Source organism: Streptomyces sp. NPDC000151 (assembly GCF_040301705.1).
GTDB lineage: Bacteria > Actinomycetota > Actinomycetes > Streptomycetales > Streptomycetaceae > Streptomyces.
Genome location: NZ_JBEPFC010000017.1, coordinates 1 through 16228 on the forward strand (window position 1 = coordinate 1; position 16228 = coordinate 16228).

At 68.6% G+C, this 16228-nt stretch carries 18 protein-coding genes and 1 tRNA gene; 3 read left to right on the forward strand and 16 right to left on the reverse strand.

Annotation, left to right across the window (positions count from 1 at the left end):
* Positions 1–467: 467 nt before the first annotated feature.
* The 3 genes from ABT381_RS08080 to ABT381_RS08090 all read right to left on the reverse strand — a co-directional run bounded on the left by ABT381_RS08080 (position 468) and on the right by ABT381_RS08090 (position 3363).
* The gene (locus ABT381_RS08080) at positions 468–1208 is read right to left on the reverse strand and encodes a nucleotidyltransferase family protein (RefSeq protein ID WP_351589493.1); all 741 of its coding nucleotides are present in this window, start codon (positions 1206–1208) and stop codon (positions 468–470) included.
* Positions 1209–1371: 163 nt separating this feature from the next.
* Complete coding sequence (locus ABT381_RS08085) at positions 1372–1794, reverse strand: hypothetical protein (RefSeq protein WP_351589496.1); 423 nt, start codon at positions 1792–1794, stop codon at positions 1372–1374.
* A gap of 432 nt (positions 1795–2226) precedes the next feature.
* Positions 2227–3363 carry an ABC transporter ATP-binding protein gene (locus ABT381_RS08090; RefSeq protein ID WP_351589499.1) on the reverse strand — a complete coding sequence of 379 codons (1137 nt, stop codon included), beginning with the start codon at positions 3361–3363 and terminating at the stop codon, positions 2227–2229.
* A gap of 207 nt (positions 3364–3570) precedes the next feature.
* Here ABT381_RS08090 and ABT381_RS08095 point away from each other — a divergent pair.
* Positions 3571–3644, forward strand: a tRNA-Thr gene (locus ABT381_RS08095).
* Between the two features lie 110 nt (positions 3645–3754).
* On the opposite strand, the gene ABT381_RS08100 is transcribed toward ABT381_RS08095, so the two are convergent.
* From ABT381_RS08100 to ABT381_RS08155, 12 genes are all read right to left on the reverse strand, one after another.
* Entirely contained in the window at positions 3755–4912 is a 1158-nt protein-coding gene (locus tag ABT381_RS08100; RefSeq protein WP_351589502.1) for a tyrosine-type recombinase/integrase, read from the reverse strand.
* Positions 4912–5109: a helix-turn-helix domain-containing protein gene (locus ABT381_RS08105; protein ID WP_351589505.1), complete on the reverse strand. Its 198-nt coding sequence runs from the start codon at positions 5107–5109 to the stop codon at positions 4912–4914. The genes ABT381_RS08100 and ABT381_RS08105 overlap by 1 nt, the downstream gene beginning before the upstream one ends.
* Positions 5110–5155: 46 nt before the next feature.
* Positions 5156–6940 carry an AICE element replication initiation protein gene (locus ABT381_RS08110; protein WP_351589508.1) on the reverse strand — a complete coding sequence of 595 codons (1785 nt, stop codon included), beginning with the start codon at positions 6938–6940 and terminating at the stop codon, positions 5156–5158.
* The gene (locus tag ABT381_RS08115; RefSeq protein WP_351589511.1) at positions 6937–7803 is read right to left on the reverse strand and encodes a bifunctional DNA primase/polymerase; all 867 of its coding nucleotides are present in this window, start codon (positions 7801–7803) and stop codon (positions 6937–6939) included. The genes ABT381_RS08110 and ABT381_RS08115 overlap by 4 nt, the downstream gene beginning before the upstream one ends.
* 435 nt (positions 7804–8238) lie before the next feature.
* Positions 8239–8394, reverse strand: coding sequence for a hypothetical protein (locus ABT381_RS08120; protein ID WP_351589514.1), 156 nt, complete (start codon positions 8392–8394; stop codon positions 8239–8241).
* A 147-nt stretch (positions 8395–8541) separates the two neighbouring features.
* On the reverse strand, positions 8542–8802 hold the full coding sequence (locus ABT381_RS08125; RefSeq protein WP_351589517.1) for a hypothetical protein: 261 nt from the start codon (positions 8800–8802) through the stop codon (positions 8542–8544).
* Positions 8803–8963: 161 nt separating this feature from the next.
* Entirely contained in the window at positions 8964–9692 is a 729-nt protein-coding gene (locus ABT381_RS08130; protein WP_351589520.1) for a hypothetical protein, read from the reverse strand.
* Positions 9692–10141, reverse strand: coding sequence for a hypothetical protein (locus ABT381_RS08135; RefSeq protein ID WP_351589523.1), 450 nt, complete (start codon positions 10139–10141; stop codon positions 9692–9694). The genes ABT381_RS08130 and ABT381_RS08135 overlap by 1 nt, the downstream gene beginning before the upstream one ends.
* A gap of 8 nt (positions 10142–10149) precedes the next feature.
* The gene (locus ABT381_RS08140; protein WP_351589525.1) at positions 10150–10830 is read right to left on the reverse strand and encodes a hypothetical protein; all 681 of its coding nucleotides are present in this window, start codon (positions 10828–10830) and stop codon (positions 10150–10152) included.
* A 9-nt stretch (positions 10831–10839) separates the two neighbouring features.
* Positions 10840–10995, reverse strand: coding sequence for a hypothetical protein (locus ABT381_RS08145; RefSeq protein ID WP_351589527.1), 156 nt, complete (start codon positions 10993–10995; stop codon positions 10840–10842).
* Positions 10992–11888 carry a hypothetical protein gene (locus ABT381_RS08150; RefSeq protein ID WP_351589530.1) on the reverse strand — a complete coding sequence of 299 codons (897 nt, stop codon included), beginning with the start codon at positions 11886–11888 and terminating at the stop codon, positions 10992–10994. Before ABT381_RS08150 ends, ABT381_RS08145 begins: the two co-directional genes overlap by 4 nt.
* The gene (locus tag ABT381_RS08155) at positions 11888–12142 is read right to left on the reverse strand and encodes a DUF6284 family protein (RefSeq protein WP_351589532.1); all 255 of its coding nucleotides are present in this window, start codon (positions 12140–12142) and stop codon (positions 11888–11890) included. The genes ABT381_RS08150 and ABT381_RS08155 overlap by 1 nt, the downstream gene beginning before the upstream one ends.
* Positions 12143–12592: 450 nt before the next feature.
* Between ABT381_RS08155 and ABT381_RS08160 the strand changes: the two genes are divergently transcribed.
* Positions 12593–13387 (forward strand): GntR family transcriptional regulator, encoded by a 795-nt coding sequence (locus tag ABT381_RS08160; protein ID WP_351589534.1) that lies wholly within the window; start codon positions 12593–12595, stop codon positions 13385–13387.
* The gene (locus tag ABT381_RS08165; protein ID WP_351589537.1) at positions 13384–14037 is read left to right on the forward strand and encodes a YdcF family protein; all 654 of its coding nucleotides are present in this window, start codon (positions 13384–13386) and stop codon (positions 14035–14037) included. Before ABT381_RS08160 ends, ABT381_RS08165 begins: the two co-directional genes overlap by 4 nt.
* 604 nt (positions 14038–14641) lie before the next feature.
* Here ABT381_RS08165 and ABT381_RS08170 read toward each other — a convergent pair.
* Positions 14642–15769 carry a hypothetical protein gene (locus ABT381_RS08170; protein ID WP_351589540.1) on the reverse strand — a complete coding sequence of 376 codons (1128 nt, stop codon included), beginning with the start codon at positions 15767–15769 and terminating at the stop codon, positions 14642–14644.
* Positions 15770–16228 lie beyond the last annotated feature (459 nt).

Below are 16228 nucleotides of genomic sequence, written 5' to 3' on the forward strand. Positions count from 1 at the left end.
GTCGGCCCCGGCCGACCCCCCGCCCGCCACCCAGGCCCCGACCTCCACGGCCGGCACGGGCGGCGGCACGACGGGCGGCGGCTCCTCGGGCGGCTCCTCCTCGGGCGGCTCCTCAGGAGGCTCCTCCGGCGGCGGCACGCTGGGCGGCCTGCTGGGCTGAGAGCCGGGCTGAGAGCCGGACTGAGGGCCGGACTGACGGCCGGGCTGGCGGTAGGCCTGTCCGCAGGTCCTCGGCACATACGACATCCCCTTCACGGTCCCGGATTGGGTCCGTGAAGGGGATGTCGTATGAGTGCGGCGACTGGACCGTTATGGGTACTGGCATTTGGTGGCGGTGGCGGTATCGGCACCGGTGGCGGTCGGCGGTGCCGGTGTTTGTGGCGGTGCGGTGCTGGCACATGGTGCTGGTACTGGAGCCGGCCCGCGGCTGTTCAGCGGCCCCGGCCCTACCCGCGCCCCTACCCGTGTCAGTGCCCGTGCCCGTGTCCGTACCTGGCGAGCTCGCTCGCCGCCTCGGTGAGATCCTTCGCCGTGTCGATCGCGCGCCAGTAGGCGCCGTGCGGCAGCGGGAAACCGGCCAGCCGGCGCTCGCGCGCGAGCCGCGGGAACGTCATCCGTTCGTGGTCGCCACGGTCCGGCAGCAGCCCTCTGAAGGCCGCCGAGAAGACGTACACGCCCGCGTTGATCAGGTACGGCGACGGCGGCGCCTCGATGAAGTCCAGTACGTGCCCGAAGGGATCCGTCTCGACGGCGCCCCAGGGGATCCGCGGCCGGGCCAGCGCCAGCGTGGCCTCCGCGCCCCGTTCGTGGTGGAAGTCCGCCATCTCGCGCAGGGAGAAGCGCGTCCAGATGTCGCCGTTGGTGGCGTACCAGGGCTGGTCGGGGCGGGGGAGTGAGGCGGCGGCGTACTTCAGTCCGCCGCCGCGGCCCAGCGGTTCGGTCTCCACGACGGTGGTGACCCGCAAGGGCAGTTCGGCCTGGTCGAGCCAGTCCTGGAGGACCTCGGCGAGGTGGCCGCAGGAGACGACCGCGTCGGTGACGCCCTCGGCGGCCAGCCAGACCAGCTGGTGGCCGATGATCGGGGTTCCGGTGCCCGGGATCTCGACCATCGGCTTGGGCCGGTCATCGGTGTACGGGCGGAGCCGCGAGCCCTGGCCGCCTGCCAGGACCACGGCCTGCGTGGGATGCGGATACGGGACACCTGTCATGATCCGCACCCTATGCCGTGATCGCGGTGGCCGACGGTGGCCACCGCGACCAGGGGGCCGACGGCCGGTTTCCGGGGCGCTCCGAGAGGGAACGCCGCGCGCCGCGTACGTACATCACCTGCTACTGCTGCAACTTCTACTGCCGTTGCTGCTTCTGCTGCTGTCACTGCGCAGCGGCGACCCCGCTCGCGAATGACGTGTCGCAGACCGGCCGCGAGTACGCCTGCGCGCGGTGCGCGGCGCCGTACTTCTCGACCGCGGCGCGGCCCAGGGCGCGGGCGATGGACGCGCAGTGCTTGGCCAGCGACGGACGCTTGGTGGTGGCTTCCTGGAGGTGGGTCAGGGCGGTCCCCGGGTTCTTCTCCTGGAGCTCGGCCAGGAGCTGGTCACGCAGAAGGTCCTGCGGGGCTCTGTTGCGGGGCTGCTGGTGGCCAGTGGCCGTGCCGGAGGACGCGGTGAGCATCTGCGACTCGGAGGTCGGCGAGGCCCACGGCACGCGGGTGACGGCGAGCGTCCCGGAGAGTACGAGGACGACGGGCAGGACGAGAGCGAGAGTTCGGCCGATACGCCGGGCTGCGGAGTTCACGTCCGTGATGGTAGCGAGCAGTGATGATTTGGCGACATTTAGTCACCCGGTCGAGGGATGAATTCGCCTGTCGTGCGTTAAATGATGTTGACGCACACTGCTCGAAATGGCGGAACTGCCGGGGTATTTGTCGACAACGGGGAAGCTCACGTACCTCCCCAACCCGCCCGCCGCCTCAAACCGCCCGTACCGCAAGCGAATCGCGTCCCCCGTAACCAGTGGGCCGGACTGCGAAAACGGCGGCCGAGGCGGCCCTCCCCAAGGAAGACCACCCCGCCCGCCGCCAAACTCACCCGTTCCGGGCACCTACAACATGCTCACGCGCGTGACGCGCCTGAGGCGCGGGGTATGCGACAGCTCCCGTTCGCGCAGTCGCGCAGTCGCGCAGTCGCGCAGTCGCGCAGTCGCGCAGTCGCGCAGTCACTCAGTTGCTCAGTCGCTGAGCCGCTCGCCCGTCGACGTCGAGAAGACGTGCGTCTCGCCGGGCCGCGGCACGACATGCAGCTGGGCGCCCTTCTCCGGCACCTGCCGCCCGTTCACGCGGACGACCAGGTCCTTGACCTCGCCGCCGACCTCGGCCGTGCCGTACACGTACCCGTCCGCGCCCAGCTCCTCGACGACGTTGACCGTCACGGCGAGGCCCGCCGGCGCGTCCGCGGCCTCCTTGGCCAGCGTCTTCGCCGCGCTGCCGTTCTGCTCCACGATCTCGAAGTGCTCGGGTCGCACGCCGACCGTGACCGTACGGTCGCCGTTGTCCGCCGCGGCGGTCAGCGCCTCCCGGCTCACCGGTACGACACTGTTCCCGAACTTCACCCCGCCATCGGTGATGGGAACCTCCACCAGGTTCATCGCGGGCGACCCGATGAACCCGGCCACGAAGAGATTCGCCGGCCGGTCGTACATGTTCCGCGGCGAGTCGACCTGCTGCAGCAGCCCGTCCTTGAGTACGGCCACCCGGTCGCCCATGGTCATGGCCTCGACCTGGTCGTGCGTGACGTACACGGTTGTGATCCCGAGACGGCGCTGCAGGCCCGCGATCTGCGTACGGGTCTGGACGCGCAGCTTCGCGTCCAGGTTGGACAGCGGCTCGTCCATGAGGAACACCTGCGGCTCACGCACGATCGCGCGCCCCATGGCCACACGCTGCCGCTGACCACCGGACAGGGCCTTCGGCTTGCGGCCCAGGTACTCGGTCAGGTCCAGGATCTTCGCCGCGTCCTCGACCTTCTGCCGAATCTCCGCCTTGTTCACGCCCGCGATCTTGAGCGCGAAGCCCATGTTGTCGGCGACGGTCATGTGCGGGTAGAGCGCGTAGTTCTGGAACACCATGGCGATGTCCCGGTCCTTGGGCGGAAGGTGCGTGACGTCGCGGTCGCCGATGCGGATCGCGCCGCCGTTGACGTCCTCCAGGCCCGCGAGCATCCGCAGGGAGGTGGACTTGCCGCACCCGGACGGCCCGACCAGGACGAGGAATTCCCCGTCCTCGATCTGGATGTCGAGCTGATCGACGGCGGGCTTGTCGGAACCCGGGTAGACGCGGGTTGCCTGGTCGTACGTGACCGTAGCCATGGTGATGTGTCCCTTCACCGGCAGGAACGTGCCGGACGATCCGAGTAAAGGAATGAATGGGGCAGCCCGGTGCGCGATGTGGTGTAGTCCACTGCGCACGAACTGCCAGGGACGGTACCGGCACCGACACCCGGTGTCAGTAGCCCGGACATCACAAAAATTCTCCACCCAGGTAACCTGCAGCCCTGGGTACACTTCACCAGGCACGCCTCCTTAGCTCAGCTGGCCAGAGCACCGCTCTTGTAAAGCGAAGGTCGTCGGTTCGAATCCGACAGGGGGCTCGGAGCGCTTCGGCGCGCTGAACTGCGTAAACGCCCCGGGCAGGCCCCTTCGAGGGTCCGGCCGGGGCGTTTTGACATCCACGATCGACATCAGCCGACCGGCGGAACGATCACCGCTCGCGCTCGACTCGCCTCTTCAGTAGCCGATCCATGTGACTGATCGCTTCTCGCTGGGTGTCCTGCGCAACGTGCGTGTAGACGTCCATGGTCATGCTGATCTGGCTGTGGCCGAGGATCTCCATCAGGACGCGGGGCGCGACTCCGGCGGCGGTGAGGAGAGTCGCGCACCCGTGCCGCGCATCGTGCAGCCGGATGGAGCGGAGGCCGGCGGACGCGGTGAGCCGGGAGAAGGACCGGTTGAGGTTCCGCGGCTCGATGGGACGGCCGTAGCGGGTCGTGAAGACGAGCGCGTCGTCCTGCACCAGCGCCGTGCCCCGCTTCTCCGCCTCGGCGGCCTGGCGGAGCCGATGCCAGCGGAGAGCGGCCAGGCAGATCAGCGGGAGAGGTACCGGCCGGCGCTTCCCCGTCTTCGTGGTGTCCTGGTACAGCTCGCCGCCGATGCGCTGCACCTGGTTGCTGATGCGGATGACGCGCCCGTCCAGGTCCACATCCGACCAGCGCAGCCCCAGCACCTCACCGCGCCGCAGTCCCATCGCGATGGCGAGCACAAAGGCCGCGTACAGCGGGTCACTCCGTGCCTCCTCCAGGAACCTCAGCGTCTCGTCCAGAGACCACGGCGTCGTCTCCCGGCTGACGACCTTCGGCGCCTCCACGAGCGAAGCGACGTTCCGCGTCACCAGCTCCTCCCGGACGGCCGCCGTGAGAGCTGTACGCAGCACGCGGTGGGCTTCCTTGGCCGTGGCGGCCGACGACTTCCGGGAGACCTCGGCGAGGAACACCCGGACGTCACGTGGACCAAGACTCTCCAGCCGCTTCTTACCGACCAGCGGCACGAGGTAGAGCCGCACGTGCATCGCGTACTTGCTGTACGTGCTTCGCTTTCGGTTCGGCTTGATGACGTTCTCCAGCCAGTACGGCAGCCACTCGGCGAGCTTGGCCGAACGGGTCGGTACGGCAATGCCGTTGCTGACCTTGTCGAGCAGGTCGCGGCGCTTCTCGTCGCACTCGGCCCACGTCTTGCCGTAGGCGAACTTCCGGGCGCGGGTGCCATCGGGCTGGAGGACGTAGACAGCGGCTTGGTAGCGGCCGTCCTTCCGCTTGGTGATGGTGCCGGCACCGTTGGGATTGCGCTTTCGCTGCTGGGCCATCAAGCGGCTTCCTTTACCTGGTGCTGGATGAAGCGGTGGAGTGCGTCGGCGGGGATACGGCGGGACCGGCCGACGGTGAAGCTTTCGAGCCGACGGGAGCGGATGAGGTCGTAGACCGTGCTCCGGCCCAGACCTAGTGCCTTCATGACCTCGGGAACGGTGAGTGCTTTGTGCGAGGTGGGCAGGGAGAAGTGCACGAATTTCCTCCTCAGAGGGCAGGCGGCTGCTGCCGCGATGCGGCGGCTAGCGAGCGCAACAGGTGTGCGTGGTGTCCCCGAGGGCGGCCAGGCCGCGGTCCATCGGTTCGTGGCAGACGGCGCAGAGGGGCTGTCGTCCAGAGATTGCGTGTTTTCCAGCGTCCGCAGTGTCCGTAGCGTCCGGCGACTGGTGTTCCTGCAGCTCAGACGCACGGGTGGCTGCGGACGCTGATGTGGACCCAGCGTCCGGTCCGCTGTCCGCAGCGTCCGCAAGTGCGCTTTGCGGACGCTGACCGGACACTTCGCGGACACTGCGAAGGCCGGCAGTGTCCGCGAGTCCACCCAGGTCAGAGACCGCTGCGGACACTGTGGACGCTGCGGACGCTGAAATCCGCTCATCTCTGGTGTTCGCGGGTGCGGTGAGCTTGTACAGGCGCTGCCGGTGGCGGTCGGGGGTGCGTGCGGTGTCGTCGAAGGTGATGCCGACCGAGCGCAGGATCGGGGCGAGGCGCTTGAGCTGGCCGCCAGCGCGGGTGGCGTCCTTGGGCCACTTCGGGTGCGGCACCTCGGGGTGCGGCAGGTGCTCCAGGAGCATCCCGGCCGTGCCCTCCCAGCCGCCGTTGGCTTCCACCAGGGAGACCACGGCGCTACCGAACGGGTCGCCCTCCAGAGCGTCGGCAGCGACGTTGGCGGACGAGGCGGTGTACGAGGCGAGTGTGCGCCAGCCCTTGATGCGGTCGACGGCCGCCAGGACGCGGGCGAAGTCCGCCATCCGCGGCATCCGCTCCAACTGCACGTTCGGCAGCTCCTTGAGCACCGCCGAGAGCAGGTCGAATAGGGAGGCCAGGATCGAGGGCCGGGCGTCGCGGAAGGCGCTGTCCAGTTCTTCCTCCGTGCGGCGCTTGTTCTCGTCGATGAGCTGTAGATCCAGCATCAGCAGCCGCTCGGCGAGGTCTCCGGCCAGGGCGCCAGCGTCGATGGTGGTCATCGCCAATACGCGCCGGAAGGTGAGGACCACGACGTCGTCGTCGGTGTACAGGGCACGGTCGACGATGCCGTCGCCGGTGACGGCCTTGCACAGGGTGTCCGAGAGCCACGGCGGGATGGTGCTGATGTTGTCCAGGCACAGCGCCCAGGAGTTGAACGCCTGCGTCGCCCAGGACTTCACGTCCCGCGGCTGCGAGCGCTTGGCCGCGGGTGAGGGATCCACCAGGTTCACGATCGTCTGCGCGGCCTTGGACTTCCCCGTGCCCTGCTCGCCCTTGAAGGTGAGGACCGGGTGCGGGATGTGCGGGATCCATGCGGCCACCAGCCAGGCGACGAGCTGGTGGAAGGCGTCGTCGTCCATGTTCACCAGCGAGCGGAGCGCGGCCAGGCCGTCGCCGTCGGGCTGAGGCTCGGGCATCGGCGCCATCGCACCGGAGCGGCGGAAGAGCACCGGGGACCGCTCCAGGACCGACCAGCCCGAGCGGTCCGCGACGACGCAGCGGCCGTCGGCGGTGCCGAGGTCGACGACGACCTGGTCCGCGTCCCCGGCCACGCGCAGCAGCACGGGTACGGGGTCGGTGGCGCCGGCGATGCCTTCCAGCACCGTCATGGCGTCGGCCAGGGCCGACTGAGAGGCCACCGCGCCGTCGTTGAGGTCGGTGTAGATGCGGGCGAGCTGCGAGCGCAGGCCGGCCTTTCCGCGCAGCGGCATCGCCAGGTTCGGCCCCTTCTTCTTCACGCCGTAAGGGCGGCCGTCCTCGGAGGTCACCAGCTCGTACCGGTCGCGGGCGATGGTGACGAGCTGGCTGGCCTGGGAGGGGCCCTTGCCTTCCTTCTCGCTCAACGGGTTGCCCTCCCTGCGATGCGCGTGCGGGCGCTGGCGATGGTGCGAGCCGCGCCGCGCTCCGGGTGGCCGGCCTCGATGGCAGCGGCGAGCAGCTGCTCGGCGGTGGTGTCGGGGTCGGCGGCCTGCTCATAGGCGCGGCAGGCGGCCCAGAACAGGCGGTTGTTCAGCTGGCCTCGCGGTGCGTCGCGAACGAAGCGCACCAGCGCGTCATCGTCTCCATGGCCGACCGGAGAGGTCTGCTGCCGAGGCTGTGTCGCGGAGGGAGCGGGAAGCATCAGCCGGAGCAGTGCCGGGGGCACGGGCGCGACGGTGGCGCCGGTGCCGGGGCACAGGCGGTACTCGCCGCGCGGGGTCCAGGAGCCAGGGCCGGCCAGGTAGCCGCCCTGGCCGCGGACATCGATGCCGGGGCCGATGCGGCTGGCCGAGTTCGGCACGACCGTCCCGGCCGGGGCCAACAGCCACAGATGCAGGCCGCCGCTCGGAGTGCTCACGGTGACAGTGCTGCCGATGGCGAAGCCGTGCTCGTGGGCGAGACCGCGCAGGGCGGCCACACCGTCCACGCCGTTCTTGCGGTCGAGGTCCAGGCCGATCAGGTTAACCGGCGCCCGGTTGCAGGCAATGCCGTAACCCGTCGCGCGTCCGGCCGCGTGGAAGAGCGCACGGATGCGGTCCCGGTCGGTGGTGGCGTCATGGACGCCGTGGCCGGGACGCCCGCACTCGCCGAGGCACGCTTCGCCGCGCTGATGCGGGCTGCGGAGAGCCGGCAGCTTGTTGGAGGCGAGTGGGAAGACGGGAAGGCCACGGCCCGCGACAGTCAGCGCGTCGCGCAGTGCCTTGGGCCAGAACAGGGAACAGGTCATGCTGGACACCTCCTGTGTCGTGACTGGGATGGGAGGGCAGGGCGGCCCGAGGCTTTGGCGAGACGCGGGCCGCCCTTGTCGTGCGTGATGTGGAGGCCCTGCCTGGTTCGGCGGGGCCTTGTTCTTCATGTGGGTCAGTGGTGGGTTGTGATGACCACGCCGAGGCAGGCTGCGGGCAGGTCGGTGACCTTGTCCCAGTCGGCGAGGGTGATGCCGTGGGAGGTGGAGGCCCGCAGCAGGCTTCGTAGGAGCGTGATGGCGGCGGTTGCTGAGGTGTGATGGGGGTGCTGCCGAAGCGCTGGATGCGGCAGATGCGGTCAGCCGGGTTGTTCCTGTCCACGTCGACCCCTCAGCCGTTCTTTCCGCCGTTGGGGCCGGTGGACTGCCGGTTGGCCTCGGCGACCTTGCGCTCCAGCTCGGCGCGCTCTGCGTCCGTCATCGCCGGTCACCGCCCTTCGGCGTGCCGGGGACGGGACGGGGGCTGGGGTCGCGCGTCCAACCGCCGCTGGTCTGGCTGTACTCCCGTACGTCCTGCGGCCGTTCGCCGTCCCGGCCGGGGTCGCTGATCGGCATGTCGCGACGTAATGCCACGATGGGGCTCCTGTCTCTAGCGGGATAGGAGCCGGGTCGGTCGGTGTCTTGGCGGATGACGACCGGCCCGGCATTCATGCCTGGAGCGCGGACTGCTGTCCGGCTCCCCGCCCGCCCGGCGGTGGCCGCGGGGCGGACGGGCAGCTGTCAGTGGCCGTCGATCCAGTTCCAGGCGGCCATCGCGGTGCCGCCGATGCCGAGGCCGATGAGCATCCGGCGGGCCGGGCGGGAGAGGCCGGCGCCGTCGACGGGCCGGTCCTCCAGGAGCCAGATGTCGTCCCCGTCCGGGACGGCTCCGCCGTGGACGACTGCGCGGTGGCGGGCCCGCTGTTGGTCGGCTTCCTCTCGGGTCGTAACGGGCGGCCAGGTCCTCTTGCAGCGATCGCAGCGGTAGCGGTGGCGTGTCATCAAATGTCCGTTTCGTGGGTGGTAGGCGCGGTAGGTAGGCGGCCGGTAGGAAGGTGGTAGGCAGGCACTCTGACCTGCGGTTCCTACCTCCCTACCGGGACCCCAGGAGAGGGCCGGAGCGATAGGGGAGGGGAGCGGTCGGCGCGGCCCCCGGCGACCCCTCACGCGGCGGCCGCGGGCGGGTGCTCGGCGGCGACCGGGGCGGGGTTCTGAGCGGGCGTCGGTGGGGCCCCCTCCCCGGCCTCGGCGGGGGCCTCCCCGAGCCCGGCCGGGAGGTCCCGCAGCCGCACCCCCTGCCGGTTGCGCTGCTGGCCGTTGAAGCGGAGCTTCAGGCCCTCCTCGACCGGCACTTCCCAGGCGGTGAGCGCGGCCTTGAGATCGGCCTTCTCCCAGTCGCCCAGCTCGCCCGTGGCGATCAGGTCGTCCAGGTGGGCGCCCTGGTGCTCGGTCCCGGCCAGCTTCCGTACGAGCGCGGCCACCAACTCCAGGTCCGGGGCAGGGGAGAAGGCTTGGTCGTCCAGATCCTCGTCATGCTCCTGGTCCGCGTCCTCGGCGGCCGCTGGCCTCTTGGTGGCTGGGGTAGGGGAGGGGGTGTGCATCCAGGCGGCGACGCCCCAGCCGACCAGGCCGACCGGCATCACGACCGACGGATGGTTGTGAGCGAGGTAGGCGAGGACGTAGCCACCTCCGGCGACATAGCCGAGGCGGGCCAGCGCCTCCTTCCAGTCCTCCGCCGTGACCCAGGCCCAGCCGCGGGCGATCAGGGCGGAGGAGCCGGTGAACAGCGCACCGGCGGCCTCACGGTTGGGCAGGTAGGGCCGCACGTCGATGCGGGTCCGGCCGGGAGCGGCCTCCTCGGTGGGCCGCTCCCCCGTGGTCTCGTCGGTCATCAGGCCACTCCCAGGACCTGGTTGAGGCCGGAGGCGAGGACGGTGCTGAGGATGCTCCACAGGCCGCCGGCGGCCCCGAAGACGGAGGCGGCGGCGATGCCGAACAGGGCTGCCGTACGGGGCTTGAGCTTGGCGCCGTAGATGATCAGGCAGATGACCAGGGCGATGGCGCCGAGGCCGACGTTGCCGCCGATGCCTGACTGGACGGCGGCCGCGATGCCCTTGGTGATGCTGCCGGGTGTGCTCCATACGGATGCGGCGGTGGCGTAGAGGGTGCCGGCGATCAGGCCGACGATGGCGGCCTGATCGGCATCCAGCTTGATCTTGTGCTTGCCCTTGATGCCCAGGATGAGGAAGACGGTGACGGCGAGGGCGGCGCCGGAGGCGCCGAGGCTGCCGAAGATCTGCCCGGCCTGGATGCCGTCGGCGGCGAGAACAGCGGTGTACACGGGACTCTTTAGAAGTAGGCGAGGGCGAGGGCGAGAAGGGTGGTGGCGAGCGGGATGCGACAGATCCAGGCGAGTGGTGGCCACCAGTGGCGGGTCTTGTGGTCAATCAGCACGCCGACCGCGACGACCAGGGCGGCGCTGAGGATGAGAACGGCGGTGTCGGAGAACTCGCGGCCCACGTACGCGACCAGCTGCTGCACCGGGTCGTCCAGGTGCAAGCCCCAGCCCAGGGCGGCGGCCGAGGCGTTGTAGATCAGGCGGCGGCCGCGGCTGGGGTGGAGCAGCTGCATGCCCACCGCACCCGCCGGCGCCCAACCTCGCCAGAACGAGTCGGCGGCCGGAGCTTTCGGGGCCGGGACCGGAGCCGCGATGCCGTCGGAGCCGTCGGCGTCGTGCTCCTGGCCGTGGGTCTCCTCCAGTTCCTCCGGCTCTTCGTCCACCTCGTCGGGGTCGGTGTCCTCCGGCTCAGGCTCGGTGTCCTCCTCCGGGCCGAGGTGGACGGGCTTGTCCGCCCACCAGTCCGGGAGCCGGTCGGCCGGAACGGCAACCCGGAGCGGGGCCGGGTCTTCGGCGGGGACCTGGTCCTCGTCGGCGTACAGGCGGTCCCACCAGTCGTCAGCTCCGGTGTCCACCTGCTGCGGTAGGTGGACGGTCGGCGGTTCGGAGGGCATCGGCGGTGGTGTGGTCATCGGCCCTCCTCACAGGGCGGCGCAGGCCAGGGCGAGGCCCACGGCGACGGGCAGCAGTACGGCGGTGGCGCACAGGGCGGGGAGAATCCGCCGGGGCGATACGGCGGCCAGGCCGGCCAGAGCCAGGGCGGTAACCGCCCACCAGGCCAGGACGAGAGGCGTCATCGGGCGGCCTCCAGCGCCAGCCGGGCGGGGGCCGGCTGCGTTTCGGCGGCTTCCTTCTCCTTGGTCAGGCGCTGGTAGACCTTGTGGACGTATGAGGTGGACCGGGTGGACTTCCGGGCTGCCTCGGCGATGGTCTCGCCCATCACCCAGCACGTCCGGATGACGTTCAGCGCCTCAAAGGAGGACAGCTTTTCCGGCTCCGGCGCCTCCTGCGGCTCCGAGGTGGACGCCGCAGGGACGGTGAGGGGATACACCTGCCGGTCACCGCAGATGACCAGCGACGGCCGCCGCACCGGTGCCACGGCAGGCTCGGCGGCCACCGGGGTCGGACGGACGGTGGACGGCGCGGTGGATGCCGGGTGACCGGCCGGGCCGTCCACCTTCTCCACCACCGCGTCCCCCGCGGCCGTGACGGTGTCCACCTGAGCGCGGAGTTCGGCGATTTTCGCCAGGATCGCGCGCCGGTAGTGGGTGATCGCCTCGGCCAGGATGATCAGCAGGGCCGGGGGGATGGAGTGGAGAACCAGCCCCGCCGGATCCACCGCGCGGGGGACACCGAACGGCGTCCCCTCTGGCCACAGCGAACCCCAGCAGTTCATGACCCAGGTGCCAAGTCCTGCGAACCAGCGGAGCCCGGTGGCCCAGCCGGAGGGGTGGACGCCGTACTCCGACAGTCGCCCGTCGAAGATGAGTACCGCGCCCAGGGCGACGGCGACCATGGGGTCCAGCAGCCAGGCGATCCACGGCGAGACGTGGTGATCGGTGGCGAAGGTGGTCACGTTGGTGGCGGTGAAAACCAGCGCGATCACCGCGACCACCACCAGGACGCTCGTCAGGCCGGCCTGCAGCCGGTTGAGCGCTCTGATCTGTGCGGTGACGGTGGGGGTGGGCATCAGGCGGCCTCCGGCGAACCGGCCCGGCCGCGGCGCTCCTCCAGTGCGCGGCGGGCGGCGAGGACCTTGCGGCGGGTGCGGAGGAGGCGGCGGGTGTCCAGCTCGGATGCCGGCCGGTAGAGAGTGACGATGTACGCGTCCAGCAGCTCGACCTCCGCCTGGATGACGGGCATCTCGTGCTCGATCGCGTCTAGCTCCGCGGCCGTCGGCTCGCGGTCGGTAACAGGGCTGTGAACAGTGCCGATGCGCTTCATGGGGTCGGGCTCCTCTCGTTGTGGAACGGCCCAAAGAAGCGGCCCCGGTGTGCCAGCACCGGGGCCGCGCTCGTGTGGAGTCGAAGGGTTCCGGCTCCCCTCAACCCCGCCCGTACGGCCACGGCGGCCGGACGGACGGAGGAGGCAACCGGCCGCAGCACGCGAAGCGCTGCGGAACAGGTCGGGTTGCGCTGTACCTCACGCGGAAGACCGCGTGGCCGCCTACTTGGCCGAGGAGAGGCGGCGTAATCCCCATCCAGTTGTCAAAGAACGTGCGCTTCCTTCGAGCCCCGCAGAGCTCTCCGGGCGTGCTGAAGCAGCCCAAATAGGGCCACTTCCGCCTTGCAGTCCCAGGACTGCGAGGCCGTGAGCAAGACCATGCCGCACAGTCCCAGGACTGTCAACAGTCCTGGGACTGTGTTTGACTGGGCATGTCGAGAGGAGGGCTCCATGGCGCCCAAATGGCGAGAGCTGGCGGACAAGCTGGCCGAGCGCATCAGGAACGGCGAGTACGCGCCGGGCCAGCAGCTGCCGCACATCCGGGACCTCGTTGAGGCAGGGGAGGGCTCGAAGTCCACCGTCCATGCGGCCTACCGCGCGCTGGAGGCAGAAGGGCTGGTCACCTCGTCACGAGGCCACGGCACCGTTGTGCGCCAGCAGACTCCGCTCAAGCGACTCGGCACCGCCCGGTACGACAAGGCCAAGTGGCGCGACGCCGATGAGGTGGCCTTCATCGCTGACCGTGTGGCCACCGGACGCTCGTACCGGCGTGGAGAGCAGACGCAAAGCGTCAGCCGTATCGAGGCCCCGCCGGCCGTCGCTGCTGCCCATGGCCTGGAGCCGGGCGCGGAGGTATACGCACGGGCTCGCCTGGTGAAGGAAGGCGAGCAGCCGACGCACACCCTGACCAGCTACTACCGCCCCGAGCACGTTGAAGGCACGCGGATCGTCGACCCGACTCCGGGCCCCGCCGGGCGCGGCGGTGGCTTCCGGGTGCTGTACGACGCCGGTTACGAGATCGACCACATGACCGAGGAGCTGTTCGCCCGCATCCCCACCCCGGACGAGGTGAAGCTCCTGCAGCTGCCCGCCGGCGAACCCGTCGTGGAGCTGCACAGGACCACGTACACGGCAGATGGAACCGTGGTCGAGTACGCGATCGGCGTCCACGCCGCCTCGCGCTTCGCCTGGAAGTACGACTTCCAGGTCCCCGACTCCACCCGCGACGGAAAGGCCGCACAGTGATCTCCGAGCAGGCCCGGGCAGACGCGCGCCGCATCTGGGATTACCACCAGATGCACCACGAGCCGCGGCCGTGCTCGGTCGCCATCGGCCTGGGCAGCCACGACCTCGGTGTAGCGACCGCGACGGCGAACCTGTACCTGGCCGGCCTGGCGCCCCTGATCGTCTTCACCGGTTCCAACAGCCCCACGACGCGCGAGCGGATGCCCCGCGGCGAAGCGGTGCACTACAAGGAGCACGCCGTCGAGCTGGGCGTCCCTGAGTCAGCCATCATCGTGGAGCCGAAGGCCACGAACACCGGCGAGAACATCCGCTTCTCCCGCGCGGCCCTGGACGAAGCCGGCGTGGCGGTCGACTCGATCCTCCTCGTCACCAAGCCATACGAGGAACGCCGCGCCTACGCCACCGCCCGGCAGCTCTGGCCCGAGGTGGACGTAATCTGCGCCTCATCACCCATGACCTACGAGGAGTACGTCGACTCCATCGGAGACGAACACCTCGTCATCGACATGCTCGTGGGGGCCCTGCAACGGCTCATGATCTACCCGAAGCAAGGCTTCATGATCGAGCAAGTGGTGCCGGCCGACGTCGTCGAGTCGTTCCGTCGCCTCCGGAATGACGGCTTCACGAGCCGACTCGTGGGCGCCCCCTGATGCCAGTGAGTAGCCCTCTTGCTCGGCATCTGTCGGTGGCGTGGCCTTCCGTGACGACGGGCGCACTCTAGCAATCCACCGTACGGTAAACGACAGATGGGAACACTGCGCGGAGCCCTGAAATCGGATTGGTCTATTCAGATTGGTATCCGCCGCGCATTCGGGAAGGGCCTATTGCGCAGGAGGCTGATATTGCCAGCCTCGCTTTTCTGCCTTGTCGCGCAGTTTCACTGCGCGCTTCTTCCGCTGGTTGCTGTTGGGTACCGACCTGAAGTCGACGAAAGCGTGACCTGGAGGGCGGTTTGCTCCGTCGGCCCCCTCAGAGTCGTCCACAGCGCGTAGTCCGACCTCTTCGACCTCTGCCACGTCCACCGAGTAGACTCCGACAGAATCGAGCCCCATGGATGTCGTGTGATGGGCGAAAGATTCTTCTGCGCTCAGACGCGAGGATCTCGTCACGGAAAGTTGCCCAGTATCTTTGGGTGTTGGGCTAAAAACCTGGCTAGTGACTCGCCCTTCTTGTATCCAGACCGGGTGTACCTGGCGCCAAAGACGCTCAGCGTGATCCAATATCTCAGTTTCGCCAGGCTTCAGGTTCTCATTTTCAGTCTGCATACTCTCGAATCCCCCCGAGCGCGAACTCTCTGACTTCTTCCAGTTGCCTCCAGTGGAAGGTGCGTTCGGTTTCCCTGTCGTCCTCCTTGGAGAATGAGAAAGCTTCCACTTTCTCCTCTGGAGTGACAGTCACCATGACCTCGCCTGTCGAGAAAGGCCACTCGAACTGCACACCGCCGGCTTCGGTTGGGTAAATGTAAGGCCGCCGGACGCCTTCATCCAGGAATTCTAGAAGTAGCGATTCGGCTTCGCGTAGCACCGTGCGGCTCACCGGCGCGCCCACGCCGTCGAGCCACCCTTCTTCGAGTTGGAGCAACTCATAAAGACGCTCGGACCACTCTGGCGGCAAGCCTGGTTCGATCGCCAGGACGTCTTGGATCTCGATTGCCTCTTCATCTATCGACTGAATGGCTACCGCGCTAATGGTTACAGTTGGCGCCATCGTGGATCGATCAAGATACTGTCGAAGATCCCCAATGAGGTCATCTGATGAAAAGCGCCCTGAGATTACCCTGCCGCTTCGCGTGAGGCGGAAGTCGAAAGTGCTCTTCTCTGCGTTTACGCTAGTGACCTGACCGGAGAGCTTGGTTTCGATCTCAAATCGGTCCAAGCGGGCCTGTTCATGGATCAGGCGGCGGAGAGACTGTGAATAAGTCGCAGACGTAGGGGTGCCCTCGTCGAACTCGATAAACTCGTTGTCTTGGAGGCTTCGACCGAAGCGCGAAAATTCCCTCAGTGCGTTCGGAGGGAAGGAGCGGGGAATTCCTTTACCTGCCTCGATTGAGCGCAGAGCGTTTTGAATCACCATACGCGCTTCTTCGAAAATCCCTGCACCGACGTCATCAAACAATGACGTGGCGTCGGGTTGTGTCCTTTCGAGCACGGGGATTACGCTGCCGACACGGATGTCGGAAAGGCGTAGAGAAAAAGATGAGGCGAACCCTCTTGGTACGCGCTGCCGGGATGCGTGACGCTGCTTGTAGATGCCCCGAGCGACGTCTACCACCAATCGCTCATAGCGTGAGAACTCGGCTAGTACCTCAACGGGCAAACCGTGCTGCTCGTAACGGCCGCCGTGAAGGCGCCAAGATCCAAAAACTCGCGGCTCCATCCCCATGCCCCCACCCTACTGAGACTTGGCCAGGCTGCCTGTGAGCAACATCCCGGCACTGCTCTAGTGTCGCCTGATGTAGCAGCGAAATCAATTGGACTGACAGAACTGCCTACCTTGGCAAGGGGCTAAGGCGCTGGTCCGTGATGCGCAAGATCGAACTTAGATTGCTGTGCTCGTGGGTGCCGGGCTTCCAGTATTAGCCGGGTCGGGCAAAGCGACTGCCTGACTCAGCGCGTCATCACCATCAAAACGGCCTGTTCACGGGGTGGCGGCAGAGGCACTAGCCAGGGGTGTGAAACAGGGCAGCAAGCGTCCTGACCCCATCAACTGCCCCTGGGCGATGAGACCAGGTGTCTGCCAGCAGCACCCAGGCGACATGGCCGGCCTCTTCGCGGTCCGTCGGCCTCTATGGGGTCGAGTGCCCGCGCACGGCGCGGGCTGGCCCCCGGGACCGCAGCGAGC